Annotated in this window: 17 protein-coding genes; 6 read left to right on the top strand and 11 right to left on the bottom strand. The window is 56.3% G+C overall.

The annotated features are described in order from the left end of the window. Positions 1–30: 30 nt before the first annotated feature. Genes aaeB through aaeX form a run of 3 tightly spaced genes read right to left on the bottom strand, consistent with a single transcriptional unit; the run spans position 31 to position 3147 of the window. Positions 31–1998 carry a p-hydroxybenzoic acid efflux pump subunit AaeB gene (aaeB, locus tag L463_RS21085; protein WP_015572008.1) on the bottom strand — a complete coding sequence of 656 codons (1968 nt, stop codon included), beginning with the start codon at positions 1996–1998 and terminating at the stop codon, positions 31–33. A 5-nt stretch (positions 1999–2003) separates the two neighbouring features. Beyond that, on the bottom strand, positions 2004–2936 hold the full coding sequence (gene aaeA, locus L463_RS21080) for a p-hydroxybenzoic acid efflux pump subunit AaeA (RefSeq protein WP_017382713.1): 933 nt from the start codon (positions 2934–2936) through the stop codon (positions 2004–2006). A 7-nt stretch (positions 2937–2943) separates the two neighbouring features. Then, positions 2944–3147: a p-hydroxybenzoic acid efflux pump operon protein AaeX gene (aaeX, locus tag L463_RS21075; RefSeq protein WP_003860416.1), complete on the bottom strand. Its 204-nt coding sequence runs from the start codon at positions 3145–3147 to the stop codon at positions 2944–2946. Positions 3148–3326: 179 nt separating this feature from the next. Here aaeX and aaeR point away from each other — a divergent pair, with 179 nt between their 5' ends. Continuing rightward, positions 3327–4253: an HTH-type transcriptional activator AaeR gene (gene aaeR / locus L463_RS21070; protein ID WP_003860415.1), complete on the top strand. Its 927-nt coding sequence runs from the start codon at positions 3327–3329 to the stop codon at positions 4251–4253. Between the two features lie 49 nt (positions 4254–4302). Here the strand turns inward: aaeR and tldD are convergent, their stop codons facing one another. The 8 genes from tldD to csrD form a co-directional block, all read right to left on the bottom strand. Continuing rightward, positions 4303–5748: a metalloprotease TldD gene (tldD, locus tag L463_RS21065; protein WP_023295507.1), complete on the bottom strand. Its 1446-nt coding sequence runs from the start codon at positions 5746–5748 to the stop codon at positions 4303–4305. 83 nt (positions 5749–5831) lie between these two features. Further along, positions 5832–9638 carry an AsmA2 domain-containing protein YhdP gene (yhdP, locus tag L463_RS21060; RefSeq protein WP_032673067.1) on the bottom strand — a complete coding sequence of 1269 codons (3807 nt, stop codon included), beginning with the start codon at positions 9636–9638 and terminating at the stop codon, positions 5832–5834. A 42-nt stretch (positions 9639–9680) separates the two neighbouring features. Next, entirely contained in the window at positions 9681–11150 is a 1470-nt protein-coding gene (gene rng / locus L463_RS21055; protein WP_003860405.1) for a ribonuclease G, read from the bottom strand. Next, entirely contained in the window at positions 11140–11733 is a 594-nt protein-coding gene (locus L463_RS21050) for a Maf family protein (protein WP_023295509.1), read from the bottom strand. Before L463_RS21050 ends, rng begins: the two co-directional genes overlap by 11 nt. Positions 11734–11742: 9 nt before the next feature. Continuing rightward, entirely contained in the window at positions 11743–12231 is a 489-nt protein-coding gene (gene mreD, locus L463_RS21045) for a rod shape-determining protein MreD (RefSeq protein WP_003860402.1), read from the bottom strand. Next, positions 12231–13247 carry a rod shape-determining protein MreC gene (gene mreC, locus L463_RS21040; protein WP_003860400.1) on the bottom strand — a complete coding sequence of 339 codons (1017 nt, stop codon included), beginning with the start codon at positions 13245–13247 and terminating at the stop codon, positions 12231–12233. Before mreC ends, mreD begins: the two co-directional genes overlap by 1 nt. A gap of 62 nt (positions 13248–13309) precedes the next feature. Next, the gene (mreB, locus tag L463_RS21035; protein ID WP_000913396.1) at positions 13310–14353 is read right to left on the bottom strand and encodes a rod shape-determining protein MreB; all 1044 of its coding nucleotides are present in this window, start codon (positions 14351–14353) and stop codon (positions 13310–13312) included. 282 nt (positions 14354–14635) lie between these two features. After that, positions 14636–16576: an RNase E specificity factor CsrD gene (gene csrD / locus L463_RS21030; protein ID WP_017693893.1), complete on the bottom strand. Its 1941-nt coding sequence runs from the start codon at positions 16574–16576 to the stop codon at positions 14636–14638. 183 nt (positions 16577–16759) lie between these two features. On the opposite strand from csrD, the gene L463_RS21025 reads away from it, so the two are divergent. The 5 genes from L463_RS21025 (at position 16760) to accB (ending at position 20586) form a co-directional block, all read left to right on the top strand. Continuing rightward, positions 16760–17734, top strand: coding sequence for an acrylyl-CoA reductase (NADPH) (locus tag L463_RS21025; RefSeq protein WP_015572015.1), 975 nt, complete (start codon positions 16760–16762; stop codon positions 17732–17734). A gap of 77 nt (positions 17735–17811) precedes the next feature. After that, a complete protein-coding gene (gene msrP / locus L463_RS21020) occupies positions 17812–18813 on the top strand; it encodes a protein-methionine-sulfoxide reductase catalytic subunit MsrP (protein ID WP_015572016.1) in 1002 nt (333 codons plus the stop codon). Next, a complete protein-coding gene (gene msrQ, locus L463_RS21015) occupies positions 18814–19413 on the top strand; it encodes a protein-methionine-sulfoxide reductase heme-binding subunit MsrQ (RefSeq protein ID WP_003860393.1) in 600 nt (199 codons plus the stop codon). It abuts the gene before it with no gap. Between the two features lie 234 nt (positions 19414–19647). Then, entirely contained in the window at positions 19648–20100 is a 453-nt protein-coding gene (gene aroQ / locus L463_RS21010; RefSeq protein ID WP_003860391.1) for a type II 3-dehydroquinate dehydratase, read from the top strand. Between the two features lie 21 nt (positions 20101–20121). Further along, positions 20122–20586, top strand: a complete 465-nt coding sequence (gene accB, locus L463_RS21005; protein ID WP_015572018.1) for an acetyl-CoA carboxylase biotin carboxyl carrier protein — start codon at positions 20122–20124, stop codon at positions 20584–20586. Positions 20587–20588: the final 2 nt, after the last annotated feature.

The following is a 20588-nucleotide window of genomic DNA, read 5'->3' on the forward strand; positions in this document are numbered from 1 at the left end:
CCGACGCTTTTGGCGTCGGTTTTCTCTTCATTAGCTGTCTGTCAGCGCATTCTGGTAGCGGTGCAGCATAAACACCAGCCGCTCTACCGGCTCGGTAACCTGCGGCGGCGCTTCCCAGATCCGCAGTTTCTCCTGGTAGATATCCAGTTCCTCCAGCAGTTGCTTAAAGTAGCGGCGACGTTTGTCATCACTGGATGCCGATATCACATGGTCCGCCGTTCGCCGTAGCTGGCGGTGGTAGGCGGACAAATCGTCGTTGATCGGCACTGGCGCGTTCCGCAGACGCTGGTGCGCGATAATCATGGTTAACGCCAGGCGGAAGCGGGCGACATCGCCCGGGAATTTATTCAACAACAGGAACAGCTGCTGATAGAGCGCCGGCAGGTGGTTCTCCTTACGCCGCGCGGTGTTGGTAGTCAATGACGATACGGCGGCCGACACAAACTGATTCAGCAGCACACGCCCTGTCCGCGCCTGAGAGTTATCCCGCACCAGCAGGATCACCATCATCGCCAGGAAACAGCCCACCAGCTGACCTAATGCGCTATCCAGGAACTGGCTGAAATGGAAGGTCATCGGGTTATCCAGCACGATGATGTTAATCGTGCTCGCCAGCGCACCCAACGATCCCAGACGGCGTTTTTGTACCTCAATCCCGATAAAGAACGCCATCACCGCCAGGCTGATGCAGAGCAAAAGCATGCTTTGCTGCGTCGAGGGAATAATCACCAGGAAGTAGAGCGCACCAATGGGTAACGCCGCAATGGTGCCGTACAGAAAATCGATAGCAACCATGCGCGGGTTGGGCAGACGCATCGCCAGCGCGGTGACGACGGCAATCATCACCATCGCGCCGCTGCCGGACGTCCAGCCGGTCCACAGCCAGAACAGCGTGCCGAGTATACAAGCCAGGGTGGTACGCCAGAAATTAACCATCGCATGGTGGCGTTCGGCGGACTCCGGTTTGATCACCACTTCGCCCTGCAATACCTCTTCTTCCGCCGCACTGATTTTGGTGTTGCTAATCACGCCGCGTTTCAGGAGCAGGTAGCGCGTTGCGGCGCCAACCCAGGTATAAATGGTGACTGGCGTATCCCGTTCTCCTGTCCAGGCAATCACACGACGCATGCGTTTAAGCTGTCGATGCACGTCCTGCACCGTCTCCACGGGCTCATCAAACAGTTCGCGGAAAGTATCCGTTACCACTTCGGGGCGGGTGTTCTGAATCAGGTAGGTTTCACACGCCTGGGTGATCAGCGTTAACGAGACGGTATTGATCGCTTTCAGACGACGATTGGCCCGCTCCCAGCGGGAAGACTCCATGTTGAGATTACTGCGCATCCCTTCCAGCGCCTGCGTGCGGCGCACCAGCGCGCTCCAGGCCTTGTCGACCTCTTCGCTGTCGCCGTGCTTAATGCACAGCTGCATAAGCTGGTACTGAGCAACAATCAGCGCGTCCAGCTCACGATCGACTTCCTGCTTGATGGATCGCGGAGAGAAGAGCAGATCTGCGACAATCGCGCAGACGATACCAATGACAATCTCGCTACAACGTTCCACGGCGAACTGCGGAGCAAGCAGCGGTTCACTCTGAATGGTGATGATAATAATCAGCGCGGTATACCCCGCCAGACCCCAGGCGTACGAGTTCTCCACCTTCACCAGCGAAGAGACCCAGGTGCAAAAACCCGCCCAGATACAGCACACAATCAGCATCAGCAGCGGCGTGCGGATCATCAGGATGATAATGGTCAGAGCGGCGATACAGCCGATAAAGGTGCCGATAATACGCAGCATCCCGCGATAGCGAATTGCCCCGGAGTAAGGTTCGCCACCCGCCGCGAAGGCTGGACCGGCGGCGACGATCGCGGCGGTCAGAACGGCCCAGCGCGGCGTTTCAAGCTGGAAATGGAAGCCAACAAACAGCGCCAGCACAATGGCGCATGCCAGCTTAACGGCGAAGCGGATGTGCTGGCTGGCGATGGAAAAAATGCCCATAGCGATCAACCAAACTCGCGCAGGCGATGGGCGATTTGACGGAAGATAGAATCCTGGCTGGCATCACGGTCTTTTTCACCCGTGATCACCACCGTCGCGGTGGTGCCTGCGGGCCAGAGGTTGCTCTGCTGCTCATCCAGACGAATGCGTACCGGTACGCGCTGCGCCAGGCGAACCCACTCGAGGTTAGAATCGACGGTCGCCATCCCTTTTGTATCATTGGTACTGCTGGAGTTGGTCACCCCCGCGGCCACGCTGTCCACGGTTCCCTTCAGGACCCGGTTGCTGCCGAGCGGCGTGATTTCGGCGCGATAGCCCGGACGCACGCCTTCCAGCTTGGTCTCTTCCATATAGGCGAGGACGTAGAAGGAGTTCTGTTTCACCAGCGCCACGGCAGTTGAGCCGCGCGTGATAAACTCACCCGCATAGACGTTGAGGTTGGTCACCCAGCCATCGGACGGGGCGCGGATAACGGTACGTTCCAGATCGAGCTTCGCCAGATCGCGCGTCGCCTGCGCTTTTGCCAGCTGATGCAGCACGGTTTGCAGCACGTTATTAGACTGGTCAATCTCTTCCCGGGACATAGCCTGGATGCCCAGTTTGTTACGGCGACCTGCTTCACGGCGTTTTTCAGCGGCCAGCGCGTTGTAATACGCCACGTCGGCTTCCGCTTCTTCCAGCGCTTTTTGATAGCGCGGCTGGTCGATGGTGAACAGTACCTGATCTTTTTTCACCAGTTGGTTATCGTGGACGTTGACCGCCGTAATGAGACCGGCGACATCGGGCGCTATCGCGACCACCTCCGCGCTGAAACGCGCATCGCGCGTCCACGGGGATTCGGTGTAATAAACCCAGGCGCGAAAAATAGCGATGAACGCCAGGATGACCAGCGCCATAGTGATGGCAGTGCGGGAGATTTTTCTTGTTAGCGTTTTCACATCAACCTCAGACAAACATGCGCGATATTAAATAGAACAGGCAGCAATACAGCGCGGTATTGAACAATGCAGGATGCCAGACGAAATCATAAATCCCGGTAGGGACCAGCACCTTGCGCACCAGCCAGAAGATCGCCAGTGATAAAAGAAGCTCGAAAAATATCGGTGGGAACGACAAACCGAACACCACGATAACGGGAAACAGACTCATGTTGACCTTGATTAAAGAGAGTGCAGGTTACTGGATTTTTAAGCTCGCGCCGCCGCAGGAGAGCAAGAATTGCCGGGCGAGAGTGGCGCAGCCGTTATGTAATTAATAATATATTAACGTAACTGTTATGCTGTTATCTATCATATGTGATCTAAATCACTTTTAAGCCAGAGTGAATAATGGAACGTCTAAAACGCATGTCCGTCTTTGCGAAAGTGGTTGAGCAAGGCTCTTTTACCGCCGCAGCACGTCAGCTACAAATGAGCGTCTCATCCATTAGCCAGACAGTGTCAAAACTGGAAGATGAGCTCCAGGTGAAGCTGCTCAACCGCAGCACCCGCAGCATCGGGCTGACGGAAGCGGGTAAAATTTACTATCAGGGCTGCCGTCGAATGCTGCATGAGGTGCAGGACGTTCACGAGCAGCTCTATGCCTTTAACAACACGCCTATCGGCACGCTGCGTATCGGGTGTTCTTCAACTATGGCACAAAATGTTCTCGCTGCCATGACGGCGGAAATGCTGAAAGAGTATCCCGGTTTAACCGTTAATCTGGTAACGGGCATTCCGGCACCGGACCTGATTGCCGATGGGTTAGACGTGGTGATCCGCGTTGGCGCGTTGCAGGACTCAAGCCTGTTCTCGCGTCGACTGGGCAGCATGCCGATGGTGGTCTGCGCGTCGAAAAGCTATCTGGCACAGTATGGCGTGCCGGAAAAACCTGCCGACCTGAGCAACCACTCGTGGCTGGAATACAGCGTTCGGCCAGATAACGAATTTGAACTGATCGCGCCGGAAGGGCTTTCCACTAAACTGCTGCCTGAAGGCCGCTTCGTGACCAACGATCCGATGACCATCTCACGCTGGCTGGTGGCCGGGGCCGGGATCGCCTACGTACCGCTGATGTGGGTGATCAACGAGATCAACAGCGGCGTGCTGGAGATCCTCTTCCCGCGCTACCAGTCCGATCCGCGTCCGGTGTACGCGCTCTATACCGAAAAGGACAAGCTGCCGCTGAAGGTGCAGGTCTGTATTAACTATCTGACGGACTATTTTGTGGAAGTGGCGGAGCTGTTTCAGGGCATGCGAGGTAGAAGGAAAGAGTAGGCTTTTCCCCTCTCCCCGTTGGGGAGAGGGTTAGAGTGCGGGGGAAAATTTACGCCGTGCCGCCCACCGTCAGATTATCCACTTTCAACGTAGGCTGACCGACGCCCACAGGCAGGCTCTGGCCCTCTTTGCCGCAAACGCCCACGCCGTTATCCAGTTTCAGGTCGTTACCGACCATGGAAATCTGCTGCATGGCCTCAATGCCGGAGCCAATCAGGGTTGCGCCCTTCACCGCTTTGGTCACTTTGCCCTTCTCAATCAGATACGCCTCTGAGGTAGAGAAGACAAATTTGCCGGAGGTGATATCCACCTGACCGCCACCAAAGTTTGGCGCGAAGATACCATAATCAACGGATTCGATAATCTCCTGCGGCGTGGACTGGCCCGGCAGCATGTAAGTGTTGGTCATGCGCGGCATCGGCAGGTGCGCGTAGGATTCGCGACGGCCGTTACCCGTTGGCGCTACGCCCATCAGCCGTGCGTTAAGCTTGTCCTGCATGTAGCCTTTCAGTACGCCGTTTTCGATCAGCACGTTGTACTGACCCGGCGTACCTTCATCGTCGATAGAAATCGAGCCGCGACGGTCGAGCATGGTGCCATCATCCACCACGGTACACAGTTCGGAGGAGACAAGCTGCCCCATCTGACCGCTGAATACGGACGTCCCGCGACGGTTGAAATCACCTTCCAGGCCGTGACCGACCGCTTCGTGCAGCAGCACGCCCGGCCAGCCTGCGCCCAGTACCACCGGCAACGTACCGGCGGGTGCAGCCACGGCAGACAGGTTGACCAGCGCCATGCGCACGGCTTCTTTTGCCCATGCATCTGCGCGGGCTTCGCCGTCGACATCGCCCAGGAACCAGTCATAGCCAAAACGACCGCCGCCACCGCTGGAGCCGCGCTCGCGCTTGCCGTCGTCTTCAACCTGCACGCTGATGGAAAGACGCACCAGCGGACGCACGTCGGCGGCCAGGGTACCGTCCGTCGCCGCCACCAGGATCAGTTCATAAACACCGGTCAGGCTGGCAGAGACTTCCTGCACGCGTTTATCCCCCGCGCGAGCCACTTTGTCCACGCGACGAAGGATGTCCAGCTTCTCTTCGCGGCTCATGCTTTGCAGCGGGTCGATGCTGGTATAGAGCGCAGCGTGCTGCACTTCACCCAGCGTTTTCACCCGTCCGTCGCCCGTATCGCGCACGATGGTTCGCGCCGCCTGCGCGCTCTGCTCCAGCGCGGCCAGGCTTATCTGGTCTGCATAGGCAAAACCGGTTTTTTCGCCGCTGACGGCGCGCACGCCGACGCCCTGGTCAATGTTATAAGAGCCATCTTTAATGATGCTGTCTTCTAAAACCCAGGATTCGTGATAGCTCGACTGGAAATAGAGATCGCCGTAGTCGAGGCGGCGTTCGGTCAGTTGACCAAGAATGGAGAACAGGTCCTGATGGCTCAGGCCGTTCGCTGCGAGCAAATGTTCACTTACCAGGTTCAGACTCATCTATTGCTACTCGTTCGTTGCCGCCCGTGGCGGTATAAAGATCGTATTTATTGAGAGTGAGGCAATTACCTGCCCACGTCAAATCATTGCTGTGCTTCTTTGCGCGGCTGGCGCAGCACCTCATTAATCTGTGGTTTATCAACCGGCCCGGTGATGCGATAGCGCAGAATCGAGACTTTGCTCCAGAGCGGTCCCAGCACTTTACTGGCCGCAAACACCGCCGCCCCGACGATCGGATTGACCACAAAGGCTGCCGCAACGCCCACGCTTGCGGAAATCTCCGGCGCCACCACGGCTTCCATATCCAGCTCGCGGCGCACGAGATCCACTGACCCTTTCATCGCGATATCCGCTTCCAGGCCGTCCACCAGCGTGTCGTCGGTGTGCAGAACGCCGTCTTTGATCCACGCCGTGCTGCGAATGGAATCGTAGTAGAAACCTTCGCTGAAGGTGTCGCTAAAGTCGAAGCGCAGCTTGCGCAGCAGCGCGTCAAAACTCAGCAGACGCAGGATCTGCCCGGCGCGCCCCGTGCTCACATCGGCAATCTCCCCCTTACCGAAGTGGGTTTTCAGGATGCCGTTAAGCGAAGCTTCATCGGGTGTCCATGGCGCTGCGCGCCAGTGCAGATCGTAATTCACATCGAAGGACGATCCGCGAAGCGGCGTGCTAATGCCGAAGAAGTTAGCTGCGGCGTCCAGCTTGTTGCCTTTAATATCGCCTTTCAGCGAGGTGCGCTGTTCACCCGGTTTGTTCACCCATTCGCCAGCGGCAGTCATGCGGCCAAAGCCGGTATCCACCAGCCCACCAGAGAGGCTCAGCGTATTGCCCTGAATAGCAAAATCACCGTCGATACGGCCATATTTTTGCCCCCACAGCCAGCACTCCGCACAGCGCAACTGGAGATCGGGCCAGCCGCTGAAATCCACGCGCGACCTCCCACTGCCACTGACAGGAGAAGCGCTTGTCGACTCTGCTTTAGACGCCGTAAAGGTCGGATTGTAATAGAGATAACGGATAGCCGCCTGCCATGGCGCGTGATCGCGCATGGTCAACGAACCGTTAATCTCACGCCCCTGCGCCTCGACCTTTGAGCCGTTTACCGTCGGCCGGGAGACAATACTCAGGTTGTTCCACTGCTGCCCGCCCAGCGTCAGCGCAGGCGTGCGCAAGGTAATGGACTGTGGGAACTGCGCCGTTTGGTCGACGTTTTGCCCGACACCTTTCTGGAACAGTGCCAGCCACTCTGCGCCATCCATCGGCGGGAGATTCAGTTCAACGCCCGCCTGCTCCGGCAGCGGCGGCGTGGTACGGCTGTCCGTCGTCCAGATCGCTCTGTCCAGCGTCAGCTTGCGGTTAAGCAGCCAGCGGCTGTTGAAGTGGTTTGTTCCACCAGCGTTTCCGGTTAAATCGAAGCTGTTAAGGTTGCCCGCAACCTTAACATTGACGGGCAATGCTTCACCGCTTTTCTTATTCAGCGGCGCGGGAAGTTGGCTGCTGAGGTTTTTCAGATCGCCCGTAATGTCGACGTTATAGCGCGCACCGGCATGATAAGGCAGGTCGATGGCGACCTTGCCATTCCATGACACCGCGCCGTCCACCGCATTTTCAATCGGCTTCGGCAGAACATCCATGCGTGACGGCTGCCAGTTCGCGTCCATATTGACCGCCACCTTGTAGGCTTTATCGCCCTCGGTGGTGGAGAAATCGATATTGACGGGTTGATTGAACCAGGTCGCTTTCAGCGGCTCACTTTTCAGCGTGCCGTTAACAAAGCTGAACTGACCGCTGAGGTTTTTCAGCGTGCTGTCCAGCGGCTTGATATAGAGGCTGTTGTTATTAAGGCGAACGTCACCTTTGGCGGTGGTCATTTCACCGTCCAGCGGGATATCCAGATGTAAGCGAGCATTCACATCGCCATCTAACTGCAACTGCTGAAGGGTGGCTGCCAGGGAGTCATTCAGCGGCGTATCTTCAAAGTACGGGCCAACCGCTTTACCCGGCCCCTTAATATCCGCATCGATCAGCAGTTTCTCTTTGGAGTAATCCGGGATGTTTGCCCTCAGGTTGCTTGCCGTTACGCCGCCCAGCGCAACGCTGTCCGTCTTCATCCACAGGCCGTCATTCAGGAAGTTGAGTTCAATATCCAGATTCTTCAGCGCCGGCCAGTCCGGCTGGAAGGCATAGGTGGCGTTGCGTAGCGGCACCAGAACCTGGAACTGGCCTTCGTTGTGCTTATACGGGAACAGGTGCGGGTTGCCGCCGTAGACCAGCGTGGCGTTATCCGCCTGGCCGCCCTGAATGGCGCCGCTGAGATAGTCCACCAGCGCTTTCCCCATCAGGTTTTCCGGGAAGTAGCGCCACGCCTGCGAACCGTCATCCGTGCTGATGCCCGCCAGAATACCCAACCACGGCTCATCGCCTTCAGGCTGTAGATAACGGAAATTACCGCGGGCATGTACCGCTTTGGCTTTCACATCGATATCGCGGCCATCGAGCTGAAAACCTTTGTCATTCTTCAGCCAGTTGAGGGTGGCATTTCCCTTTTCGATCTCCAGTGGCGCACGGAAGACCGTTTCGTACGGCATTTTCGCGTCCTGCATTTCTGCTGTCAGCCTGCCGTTTTCCACGCTTCCTTCCAGTTTACCGCTGAAGTGCTCGGCACCCGGCAGCAGTTTCCACTGTTTCCATGCGAGATTTTTCCATGCCGCCTGAAAACGCGTCTTTTCCGTAGCCTGGAGCGGAATATCCAACGCCAGCCGGTTTATTTGCCCGCTCGGCTGCGTCGCCAGCCAGATTTCGCCCAGCTCCGGGGAGAGTTTTGCGGCCATTGAACGCAGCCCTTCGATCGCCGTCAGATCCAGGTTACTGGCGCGGATACGCAGCTCGTCGCTGCGTTTACCGTTTATCCCGCCGACGTCCTGCTCCGGCATCCACGCCAGCGTCAGCGCGCCGCGCGGCCAGGGTTTGTTATCCATGGAGATGCGCGTATCCGGTATAGCGAACTGCCAGCCGCCTTTATCCTGCGTCACGTGTGCGGTGAGGTTATCGACGGAAAGTTGATGCTGATGGTTTTCCCCTTTCCAGCTCGCGCCCCCCTGCTTAAGCCAGATATCGCCGCTGGCGAACGTCCCGTTCGTCAGGGTCATCCAGCCTTCCAGGCTGAAGCGCGCGGTCTCCAGCTGCATGTTCTGCTGTAACCACTCACCGAGCCACGGCTTCACGTCCACGTCGTCCGCCTGTAGCCACACCCTGCCGTTGTTCAGCAAGCCATTGTCGTCACGCAGATCCATCCGCACCTGCATAACGCCGTGCTGCCCGTTCAGGCTGGAGAGATTCACCTGCCCCTCGGCGCGGTGGCGATCTTTCCCGTTTAACCAGGTCAGCTGTGGGATCGCCAGCTCAGCGCGCTGGCCGGAAAGAGTAATAAAGCTCACTTCGCTGTCGCGCAGATCGAAATGATCGAACTGCCGCAGGAACAGATCGCTGATACGGCTGGTTTCCAGCCCCCGATCGCTGTCGCCGCTTCGCAGCGGCGTGTTAGTCATCAGCTGAAGTTGCCAGAAGGTGAGATCGCGAAACTGCCAGCGCAGATGCAGCAGGCTTTGCCAGATATCCAGCGCCAGGGTGACGCGTTTGATTTTGAGGTGGCCGCCATCTTTCAGGCCGGCGCTGATATCCCGGGCATCTAGCGTCGGGCCAAAGTTCTGCCAGCTTGCCTCGATATGACTCACGTCCACCGGCAGGCCGGTGGCGGATTCGATTTTTGCCAGGATCTGCGGACGCCAGCTGTCCAGATGCGGCAAGGCGAGACGCAGCCCGCTCACGAGCAACGCGACAATCACGACCAGCGTTGCCCCTGTAAGCAGTAAAATCCCCGGCAATCGCCTCACGCGTCTCTCCTTGTCAGCCTTAAATCTCGCAGCGAACTGCGTTTACATCATGACGACGTCAAACTGCTCCTGGTTATAGAGCGGCTCAATTTGCACTTTTACCTGTTTGCCGACAAAGATTTCCACTTCTGCCAGCGCGTGCGACTCTTCCCCTTTCAGGGCCTCCGCCACCGCAGGGGAAGCATAGACCAGAAAACGGTCTGAGTCGTAGGCATGATGGACACGGACAATCTCACGCATGATCTCGTAGCAGACCGTCTCCACCGTCTTTACCGTTCCGCGTCCATGGCAGGTTGGACACTCATTACACAGGACATGTTCCACGCTTTCGCGGGTCCGTTTCCGGGTCATTTCCACCAGACCGAGCTGCGAGAAGCCATTGATGCTGGTTTTCACGCGATCTTTACTCAGCGCCTGCTCCAGAGAGTGCAGCACGCGACGGCGGTGATCTTCATTGTTCATATCGATAAAGTCGATGATGATAATGCCGCCCAGATTACGCAGACGAAGCTGACGCGCGATGGCCTGCGTCGCTTCGATGTTGGTGTTGAAGATGGTGTCATCGAGGTTGCGATGTCCGACAAACGCGCCGGTGTTGATGTCGACGGTGGTCATCGCTTCGGTTTGATCGATGATCAGATAGCCACCCGATTTCAGCTCAACCTTACGCTCCAGCGCACGCTGGATTTCGTTTTCAACGTCATAGAGGTCAAATATTGGCTGGCGTCCAGTGTAATGCTCCAGCAGACCCGGCATTTCCGGGATGTACTCGGCGGTGAACTCCAGTAAGGCTTCGTACGTCAGACGGGAGTCCACGCGGATGCGGTCAAGCTGGGCGTCGGCGAAATCACGTAATACGCGCTGAGCGAGCGCCAGCTCACCGTACAGCCGGTAGCGGGTCTGGTTGCGTTTTTTACGCTCCATCACTTTGGTCCAGACGCGCTTCAGATAGGCCGCATCCGAGGCCAGATCTTCTTCGCTGATCCCTTCCGCCGCGGTACGGATAATAAACCCGCCCTGCTCGTCGCAGTAGGCGCTGACCACCTTTTTCAGGCGCTCACGCTCGCTTTCGCTCTCAATGCGCTGTGACACGCCGACGTGCGACGCCCCCGGCATAAAGACCAGATAGCGTGAAGGCAGGGTGATGTCGGTGGTCAGACGCGCGCCTTTGGTGCCAAGCGGATCTTTTACCACCTGTACCATCAGATCCTGGCCCTGACGCACCAGCTCAGAGATGTCGCGCACGGCAAACTGCTTTTGCTCTTCGCCTGCCACACATTCGGTGTGCGGCATGATATCGGAGGCATGTAAAAACGCCGCCTTATCGAGCCCAATATCTACAAAAGCCGCCTGCATACCCGGCAGGACACGACTGACACGACCTTTGTAGATATTGCCTACGATTCCGCGTCGCGCTTCACGCTCAATATGAATTTCCTGGAGAATGCCACCATCAATGTAGGCCACACGGGTTTCCGATGGCGTTACGTTTACCAACAATTCAGCCGTCATAATTATCCCTTCCCTCACGCAGTGAGTTAAAATTGCTCAGCAACTCATACGTTTCCACCAGCGGTAAGCCGACTACGGCGTGATAGCTGCCATTTATCTTCCTGACAAAACAGCCACCCAACCCTTGAATACCGTATGCACCTGCTTTATCCATAGGTTCACCGCTGGCGATATAGCCGGCGATCTCCTCGTCGGTGAGGACTCTGAACGTCACTTCCGTTACCACAAGGCAATCCAGAACGTACTGGCTATCTGCCAGCGCTACCGCCGTCATCACCTGATGGGTTTGTCCGGACATATTACGCAGCATCCGCGCCGCATGGTCTACGTCGCGGGGTTTCTCAAGCACCTCACCATTGAGAATAACGATGGTATCCGCACCCAGCACCGGTAAGTCACGCGGCACGCATGCCACGCCCGCCTGCGCTTTTTCACGCGCCAGACGAGAGACATACTGCTGAGCGCTTTCACCCTCAGCACGTTTTTCTTCGATACCGGTAACGATGCGTTCGAAGGAGACACCCAACTGCGCGAGCAGTTCCTGGCGACGCGGAGAACCGGAGGCAAGATACAAAGACGTCATAGAAACCTTTTATTGCACGGCAAACTGCTGGCGAATTTTACGCATCAGCAGGAACAGCCACGGCCAGAGCACACCGTTTACTACACTACTCCAGAACACTTCCGGTCGGAAAGAGACGTTGATCACTAAAAACTCTGCCCAGAAAACAACGATATCCGCAGCGAGCGACAACAACATCACTACCAGCGCCTGTTGCCAGAGCGCAAGGTTACGAAAGAGCTGGAATTTGAGTGCGACGAGATACGCAATAATGCTCATGGATAAGGCGCGGACGCCAAGCGTAGAGCCACTGATAAGATCCAGTATGGCACCCATCACAAAACCTGTGCCGACATTTACGCGGTGCGGCAGGGCAAGGATCCAGTAGAGCAAAATGAGCAATACCCAGTTTGGCCGGAAAACAAGAATGTCGTCCGGCCAGGGCATAATTTGCAGCAACAGTGCAACGAGGAATGAGAGCCAGATTACCCAGCGCCCCTGGCTACGATAACTGGCCACTACTGCCCTCCACCCGAGACTTGCGGCGGTGGGGGCGCATCCGGCAGCGGCTGCGTTAACCCCGTCGCCGGAGCCGGTACGGGTGCAGGTGGTCCCATCGCATCCGGCGCAGGCAGCACCTGCGGCATCATCTGCATCAGGCGTTCGTTGGCCACGCGATGCACATCTTCCGGGGTCATCGGGTTAGCGCCGTTACGATCGGCCCCCCACAGCAGCAACAGGTAGCGCAAACGCTGCAAGCCGGCCGTTGGACGCGCCTGAATCACGGTGTAGGCACGCTGAGTGTCGAGCTTCACGGAAGAGACAACCGCAACCGGGTAGCCCTCAGGGAAACGACCGCCCAGACCGGACGTCACCAGCACGTCGCCCACTCGGATATCCGTGTTGGCAGGCAGGTGTTCCAGTTGCAGATCGTCCGTGCAGCCATTACCGGCGGCAATCACGCGAATATCGTTACGCAGCACCTGAATCGGCAGTGCATGGGTGGCATCGCAAATCAGCAACACGCGGCTGGTCAGTTTGGCAACCGCCACAACCTGGCCCACGACGCCCTTATCGCTGATGACAGGCTGACCTTCGTATACGCCGTTCACGCTGCCTTTATCAATCACCACCTGATCACTGTACGGATCGTTTACGGTGGAGATTACCTGGGTGACCATTTTCTGTTCATCCTGGCGCAGCGGCGAGCCGAGCAGTTCGCGCAGACGGGCGTTTTCCTGCTTATATTGCCCCAGCATCAGCAGCTCGCTATTTTTCAGCAGCAGTTCCTGGCGTAACGCACGGTTTTCGAGTTCGAGCTGGTCACGCGATGAGAGCGTTTGCGACACGGAGTCGAGCAGTTCACGGGGACCATTTGAAATAAAGTAGAAAGGACTGACGGCGGTATCCATGTACGTTCGGATCTGGCTGAACGTACCGAGGCGGCTATCGGCAATAATGACCCCGAGCGCAACCAGAACCGCCAGGATCAGGCGAAACTGTAGCGACGGGCCACGGCTAAAAATTGGCTTCATAGGCTATGCGTATTCTCGCGTCAGAGAGAAAGGGTAGCGAATTGCTACCCTCTCACACCCGACTACTCTTCGCTAAACAAGTCGCCGCCGTGCATGTCGATCATTTCCAGCGCCTTGCCACCACCACGGGCGACGCAAGTCAGTGGATCTTCTGCAACTACGACAGGAATACCTGTCTCTTCCATTAACAGGCGGTCGAGGTTACGCAGCAGCGCACCACCACCGGTCAGAACCATACCGCGCTCGGAGATATCGGAAGCCAGCTCTGGCGGGCACTGTTCCAGCGCAACCATCACCGCGCTCACGATGCCGGTCAGCGGCTCCTGCAACGCTTCCAGGATTTCGTTGGAGTTCAGGGTGAATCCGCGTGGCACGCCTTCAGCCAGGTTACGACCGCGAACTTCGATCTCGCGTACTTCATCACCCGGATAGGCAGAACCGATTTCATGCTTGATGCGCTCTGCGGTTGCTTCACCGATCAGAGAGCCGTAGTTACGGCGAACGTAATTGATGATGGCTTCGTCGAAACGGTCGCCGCCGATACGCACGGAAGAGGAGTACACCACACCGTTCAGGGAGATAACGGCCACTTCAGTGGTACCGCCACCGATATCCACCACCATAGAACCGGTAGCCTCAGAAACCGGCAGACCCGCACCAATTGCCGCAGCCATCGGTTCTTCAATCAGGAACACTTCACGCGCACCGGCACCCTGAGCGGATTCACGGATCGCACGGCGTTCAACCTGGGTTGCGCCAACCGGCACACACACCAGCACGCGCGGGCTTGGGCGCATGAAGCTGTTGCTGTGAACCTGCTTGATGAAGTGCTGAAGCATTTTTTCGGTCACGAAGAAGTCAGCAATAACGCCGTCTTTCATAGGGCGGATCGCGGCGATGTTGCCCGGCGTACGGCCCAGCATCTGCTTCGCATCATGACCTACTGCGGCCACGCTTTTTGGCGAGCCGGCACGATCCTGACGAATGGCCACAACGGAAGGCTCATTCAATACGATGCCTTGTCCTTTTACATAAATAAGGGTATTCGCGGTACCCAGGTCAATGGACAGGTCATTGGAAAACATGCCACGAAATTTTTTCAACATACTAAGGGATAATCCTGAAAGCTGGGGCGGAAAACAAAATCCGCTTACTTTACCAACCACACGCAGCAGCGACAAGGCGCAAAAATCGTCTGCTACGGTGAAAATTAGTGCAGCACGTTTCCTTTGTTACAAATTCATCCCCTGAATCCCTCAGGGCTGAGTAAACAGCAGCGTCCCTCACTTTCACTTGTAACCCACTAAAGGTCGTTCACTGGCTTTTATGCTCGTCTTACTCAAAGCTACAGGCGCGATATTCTACGTGAAAACAAAGTAAACGGCAGGTCAAACAGAGTATCTTTGCAAATATTTTTTCACATTGGTGTCAAGCGGCTGAGAGGCGGCAAAAAAATCCCCCTGACCGCCCGTCACGCCGCGCTCTGTCAACATCTGCCATTCACTACGTGAACGTACGCCTGTGGCAAATACTTGCGTTTGCGTTCCTTTGCACGCTTCCACCAGGCTTTGTACCAGCAGCTGGTTTTCCGTGCGTTTTTCAATATTCCTTACCAGACCCGGATGCAGCTTCAATAATTCAACATCCAGCTCTTTGATCCAGCGGGTGCTCACCAGCGTCAAACCCGCCTGGGTTACCGCCACGCGAGCCCCAAGCGCATTGATTAAACGCACTACCGGGCGCAACCGGCTGATGTGTTGACCTACATCTGCCTCTGCAAGTTCAAAAATAATGCGTTTGCGTTGCGATTTTTCGCATTGCATTAACGTGTCACGTAACCAGCGCTGGAAACGCGGACGGATCAGCGATTCGACGGTCACCTGTAAAGCCAGATTTTCTTCAGGCCAGTACGATAAAAACGGAATGAGACGGGTGATTTGCTGACGGTCATACTCTTCGGACAATCCGAATTGCAACACCATGGGCAGATATTCCGCGGAGATAACCTCTTCAGTGCCATCAAAAATACGGCACATCAGCTCACGATGATGAACATGACCATTCTTCATGACCGCCGGTTTTTGATAGATGCGCGGTCCGCCCCGGCTCAGCATCTGTTCAATCAGGGTTCGCCAGCGCACGTTGCCGCGCCCTTTCTCCGGCAGCGTATCATCATAGACTGCCCAGCCGTTCGCCCCCTGCAATACGGCGTTACGCGTGGCCGCTTCCGCATGTTCCATCACCTGCTCCGTCGACTGACCGCCGCGCCAGGCACAGATGCCCATATGCACCATATCGTCTCTGTCGAGCATTTTGCTCTGGGGCAGCGCATCGACGGCTTTCAGCAGCTGGCTGGCGATACTCTCGGACTCCTTTAAGGTGCGATGCGGCAGCAAGACGGCAAAATCGCTGCGGTGGTAGCGTGCCAGTAACGCGCCGGGGTAGCGCATAATAAAGGTGGACAGCAGGTTAATCAGCGTAAAGAGGTTCTCTTCCGCCACGCGCTGACCCCAGGTATCACGGAGCAGATCGAAGTCGGGCAGGCGAATCATCATTACCACGCCATGCGTACCCACCTTTTCGGGGTCATCAAGAAGGGTAGCCAGCTGATTATCAAAGAAGAGACGGTTGTTGAGGCCCGTTTTGTTATCCTGCGCGGCGTAAGAGCGAATCAATGTGTCCATACGGCTACGCTGATCGCTGGCAAACTGGATTTCGGAGAGCAGCACGTCCAGGGCGCTACTGGTGCGTGATGGCCATTCATAAACCGATCCCCGCACCTGTGGACCCCGTTCGCCATTCAGTATCCGCACGGAGCGTGTTTCCAGCAGTTCCTGGCCGGAAAGTTGACGACGCTGCCAGCGAACGGCGAGGAAAATCAGCAGTACGATAAAGGCAACGGCGATGGTTAAGGGCGCGGTGGTCATAAGCGAGCGTAAATAGTTGCTCATCGGATCCTGGTACATCAGATGAATTGTCATACCCGGATGTTTAAGTGAATTAACCGTGACGTTCCGATACTGATCTACCGTGCCGGCAGGACGATAGCTGCCCTGGCGGGTATGGCTGAAAACGGTCTGCTTCCCCTGTTTAATGTCGATCTGCACGATATCCACAGGCACCATTAACTCATCCAGCTCACGCGAAAGCGCCGGGAAGGAGGTTGCAATCAGGCGAGTGTCGATAACCGATGCAACCGATTCAACCCGGTTAACCAGCTTATCCTGGATGGCATTGTAAAAGCTCAGCGAGCAGCCGATTAGCGTGACAAATATGGTCAGCCCCGTCAGCAAGGTGATAAAAGCTGAGAACTTCGTCGTTAATCGCATCCTTGAGATTACTCCGTGGGTTGAAGGGGGTGCAAGTGAGCACTAACTTGCATTTCAAATGCGGCATACTACCAAACCTGGCGTATCTGGCAATTTATTGCGTTAAATCGGCACTGCGTTTCATTGAGCGAGTATAGTCATCAGAACATATTTTCCCATCATCAAACCTAGTGAGGACCCAGTATGCAGGCTTTGATCTTAGAACAGCAGGACGGCAAAACCGTTGCCTCAGTGCAAGCCATCGAGGAGAGCCGCCTGCCGGAGGGCGACGTGACCGTAGATATCGACTGGTCCAGCCTGAACTATAAGGATGCGCTGGCCATTACGGGAAAAGGTAAAATCATCCGAAATTTCCCGATGGTGCCAGGAATCGACTTTGCAGGCCGCGTACATACCAGTGAAGATCCACGTTTTCACGCCGGACAGCAGGTGCTGCTCACCGGCTGGGGCGTAGGTGAAAACCACTGGGGCGGACTGGCAGCGCAGGCGCGCGTAAAAGGTGACTGGCTGGTCCCGATGCCGAAAGGCCTGGACGGTCGTAAGGCGATGATCATCGGCACGGCAGGTTTCACCGCCATGCTGTGCGTGATGGCGCTGGAAGAGGCCGGGATCCGCCCTGACTCTGGCGAAATTGTCGTCACCGGCGCCAGCGGCGGCGTGGGCAGCACGGCCGTCACGCTGCTGCACAAGTTGGGGTATCAGGTCGCTGCCGTCTCAGGCCGCGAAAGTACGCATGACTATCTACGTCAATTGGGCGCAAGCCGCATTCTGAGCCGCGACGAATTTGCCGAGACCCGCCCGCTGGAAAAACAGGTCTGGGCTGGCGCAGTAGATACCGTCGGCGACAAAGTGCTGGCGAAGGTGCTGGCGCAAATGAATTACGGCGGCTGCGTGGCGGCCTGTGGACTGGCGGGTGGTTTTGCCCTGCCGACGACGGTGATGCCATTTATTCTGCGTAACGTGCGTCTTCAGGGTGTCGATTCGGTCATGACCCCAGCCGAGCGGCGGGCTGAGGCCTGGGAACGTCTGGTGCAGGATCTGCCAGCCTCATTCTTTGACCAGAGCGCCACTGAGATTACCCTGAGCCAGGCGCCAGAGTTCGCCAATAAAATCATGGACAACCAGTTCCACGGTCGTGCGCTTGTTAAAATCGCCTAATCTTCAAATTTTCGTGACATATTCGCGCTAACCCTCCTCCTCCGTCATGCTTAGAAAAACGCCTGACGGAGGATGCCATGAAAACCCGAAAACTGACGGAAGCCGACGTAACGTCTGAATCTGTCTTTATGCTACAGCGCCGCCAGATCCTGAAAATGCTTGGCATCAGCGCCACCGCCCTGACGCTCACCCCTGCGGCCCATGCCGATCTGCTCGACTGGTTTAAGGGCAACGATCGCCCGAAAGCCCCCTCCGGCGCACCGCTTAACTTCACCAAACCGGCGCAGTGGCAGAATAAACTGGCGCTGACGCCGGAAGATAAAGTCACCGGCTATAACAACTTCTATGAGTTTGGTCTCGATAAGGCCGATCCTGCCGCCAACGCCGGGAGCATGAAAACCGATCCCTGGACGCTGAAGATAGATGGCGAGGTGGCAAAACCGCTGACGCTGGATCATCATGACCTCACCACCCGCTTCCCACTTGAAGAACGCATTTACCGTATGCGCTGTGTGGAAGCCTGGTCGATGGTGGTGCCGTGGGTAGGTTTCCCTTTGCATAAACTGCTGGCGCTGGTTGAGCCCACCAGCAACGCGAAGTATGTTTCCTTCCAGACGCGCTACGCCCCGGACGAGATGCCAGGCCAGAAGGATCGGTTTATCGGCGGCGGGCTGGAGTATCCCTACGTTGAAGGTTTACGTCTCGACGAAGCCATGCATCCGCTTACGCTGCTCACCGTCGGGGTTTATGGCAAAGCGCTGCCGCCGCAAAACGGGGCGCCCATTCGCCTGACCGTACCGTGGAAATACGGTTTCAAGGGCATCAAATCGATCGTCAGCATTAAGCTCACCCGTGAACGCCCCCCCACCACCTGGAACCTGGCAGCGCCTGACGAGTATGGTTTTTTTGCCAACGTTAACCCGCACGTTGACCATCCGCGCTGGTCGCAGGCAACGGAACGTTTTATCGGCTCCGGCGGCGCGCTGGATGTTAAACGCCAGCCAACGCTGCTGTTTAACGGCTATGCGGATGAGGTGGCATCCCTCTACCGTGGGCTGAATTTACGGGAGAACTTCTAAGTGCGTTTAACGGCAAAGCAGATAACCTGGCTGAAGGTACTCCTGCATTTAGCAGGATTGCTCCCCTTTATCTGGCTCTTCTGGGCAGCCAGCCAGGGACAGTTCAGTGCCGATCCGGCGAAAGATATTCAGCATTTTACGGGTCGGATGGCTCTGAAATTTTTGCTGGCGACCTTGCTCGTCTCACCGCTGGCGCGCTACGCTAAACAGCCATTATTGATACGCACCCGTCGGCTTTTAGGGCTATGGTGTTTTGCCTGGGCGACGCTGCATCTCACCAGTTATGCCCTGCTGGAACTGGGCATTAACAACCTGGCACTCCTTGGCAGCGAACTGGTGACGCGTCCCTATCTGACGCTGGGTATCGTAAGCTGGCTGGTTTTACTGGCGCTGACGCTGACATCCACGCAGTATGCGCAGCGAAAACTGGGTCGACGCTGGCAACTGCTGCACAACTTCGTCTATCTTGTCGCGATCCTCGCCCCGATTCATTACCTGTGGTCGGTGAAGATTTTATCCCCTCAGCCGGTCATCTACGCCCTGCTGGCCCTGGCCCTTTTAGCGTGGCGTTACAAGAAGTTCCGCCAGTGGTTGCGATAGTTCACGAAACTGTGCGTTTTCCCGCAGATTATTTATCAACCGCGAATCTTTTTCGGATAGCGGTTGATAATCTTCCCTGATAAGACCAGTATTTAGCTGCCAAATGCTACGAAATCGTTATAATGTGCGACTTCGGTTTTCCGGACAGGGGTTTTAGGCCTCTGAAAGGGTGACAATTGCGCGTTGAGGGTATATGTTGTTTTTTACCCGAAAATCGCAGGAGATAGCGGCGCAATGGCTGACAAATTCCAAATTTTAGTATTGAACGGTCCGAACCTGAACATGCTCGGCACCCGTGAGCCAGAGAAGTACGGCACGCTGACATTGAGCGAAATTGTTAACCGTCTGAGTACGGAAGCAGCCTCGCTGAATGTGGATTTGGACCATTTTCAGTCAAACGCGGAGTACGCAATCATCGACCGTATTCATCAGGCTAAAGACACTGTGGACTATATCCTGATCAATCCGGCCGCGTTTACGCACACCAGTGTTGCTATACGCGACGCACTGCTCGCGGTGAGTATCCCGTTTATCGAGATCCACCTGAGTAACGTGCACGCCCGAGAGCCGTTCCGCCACCATTCCTACCTGTCAGATATCGCCGCTGGCGTGATTTGTGGGCTGGGTGCAGACGGCTATTCATACGCTTTACAGACAGCGGTAAAACGCTTGTCACAATCACACTAAACAAGAGTACGGAACCCACTCATGGATATTCGTAAGATTAAAAAACTGATCGAGCTGGTTGAAGAATCAGGCATCTCCGAACTGGAAATTTCTGAAGGCGAAGAGTCTGTACGCATCAGCCGTGCAGCCCCGGCCGCTAGCTTCCCGGTAATGCAGCAAGCTTACGCTGCGCCAGTGCAGCAGCCTGCGCTCTCCGCAGCCGTTGCACCAGTGGCAGCAGAAGCGGCACCTGCGGCTGCAACAGAAATCAGTGGTCACATCGTACGTTCCCCAATGGTTGGTACTTTCTACCGCACCCCGAGCCCGGACGCGAAGGCGTTCATCGAAGTGGGTCAGAAAGTCAACGTAGGCGATACCCTGTGCATCGTTGAAGCCATGAAAATGATGAACCAGATCGAAGCAGACAAATCAGGTACTGTGAAAGCGATCCTGGTCGAAAGTGGTCAGCCGGTAGAATTTGACGAGCCGCTGGTCGTCATCGAGTAACG

The organism is Enterobacter sp. BIDMC 27, assembly GCF_000534415.1.
Classification (GTDB): Bacteria; Pseudomonadota; Gammaproteobacteria; order Enterobacterales; family Enterobacteriaceae; genus Enterobacter; species Enterobacter hormaechei_C.

Excerpts from the sequence above, each read along its gene's own strand:
- L463_RS21050 (WP_023295509.1), bottom strand. The coding sequence starts at position 11,733 with ATGACGTCTTTGTATCTTGCCTCCGGTTCTCCGCGTCGCCAGGAACTG.
- aroQ (WP_003860391.1), top strand. The coding sequence starts at position 19,648 with ATGGCTGACAAATTCCAAATTTTAGTATTGAACGGTCCGAACCTGAAC.
- tldD (WP_023295507.1), bottom strand. The coding sequence starts at position 5,748 with ATGAGTCTGAACCTGGTAAGTGAACATTTGCTCGCAGCGAACGGCCTG.
- msrP (WP_015572016.1), top strand. The coding sequence starts at position 17,812 with ATGAAAACCCGAAAACTGACGGAAGCCGACGTAACGTCTGAATCTGTC.
- L463_RS21025 (WP_015572015.1), top strand. The coding sequence starts at position 16,760 with ATGCAGGCTTTGATCTTAGAACAGCAGGACGGCAAAACCGTTGCCTCA.
- rng (WP_003860405.1), bottom strand. The coding sequence starts at position 11,150 with ATGACGGCTGAATTGTTGGTAAACGTAACGCCATCGGAAACCCGTGTG.
- accB (WP_015572018.1), top strand. The coding sequence starts at position 20,122 with ATGGATATTCGTAAGATTAAAAAACTGATCGAGCTGGTTGAAGAATCA.
- aaeR (WP_003860415.1), top strand. The coding sequence starts at position 3,327 with ATGGAACGTCTAAAACGCATGTCCGTCTTTGCGAAAGTGGTTGAGCAA.
- aaeB (WP_015572008.1), bottom strand. The coding sequence starts at position 1,998 with ATGGGCATTTTTTCCATCGCCAGCCAGCACATCCGCTTCGCCGTTAAG.
- csrD (WP_017693893.1), bottom strand. The coding sequence starts at position 16,576 with ATGCGATTAACGACGAAGTTCTCAGCTTTTATCACCTTGCTGACGGGG.
- aaeX (WP_003860416.1), bottom strand. The coding sequence starts at position 3,147 with ATGAGTCTGTTTCCCGTTATCGTGGTGTTCGGTTTGTCGTTCCCACCG.
- mreC (WP_003860400.1), bottom strand. The coding sequence starts at position 13,247 with ATGAAGCCAATTTTTAGCCGTGGCCCGTCGCTACAGTTTCGCCTGATC.
- mreB (WP_000913396.1), bottom strand. The coding sequence starts at position 14,353 with ATGTTGAAAAAATTTCGTGGCATGTTTTCCAATGACCTGTCCATTGAC.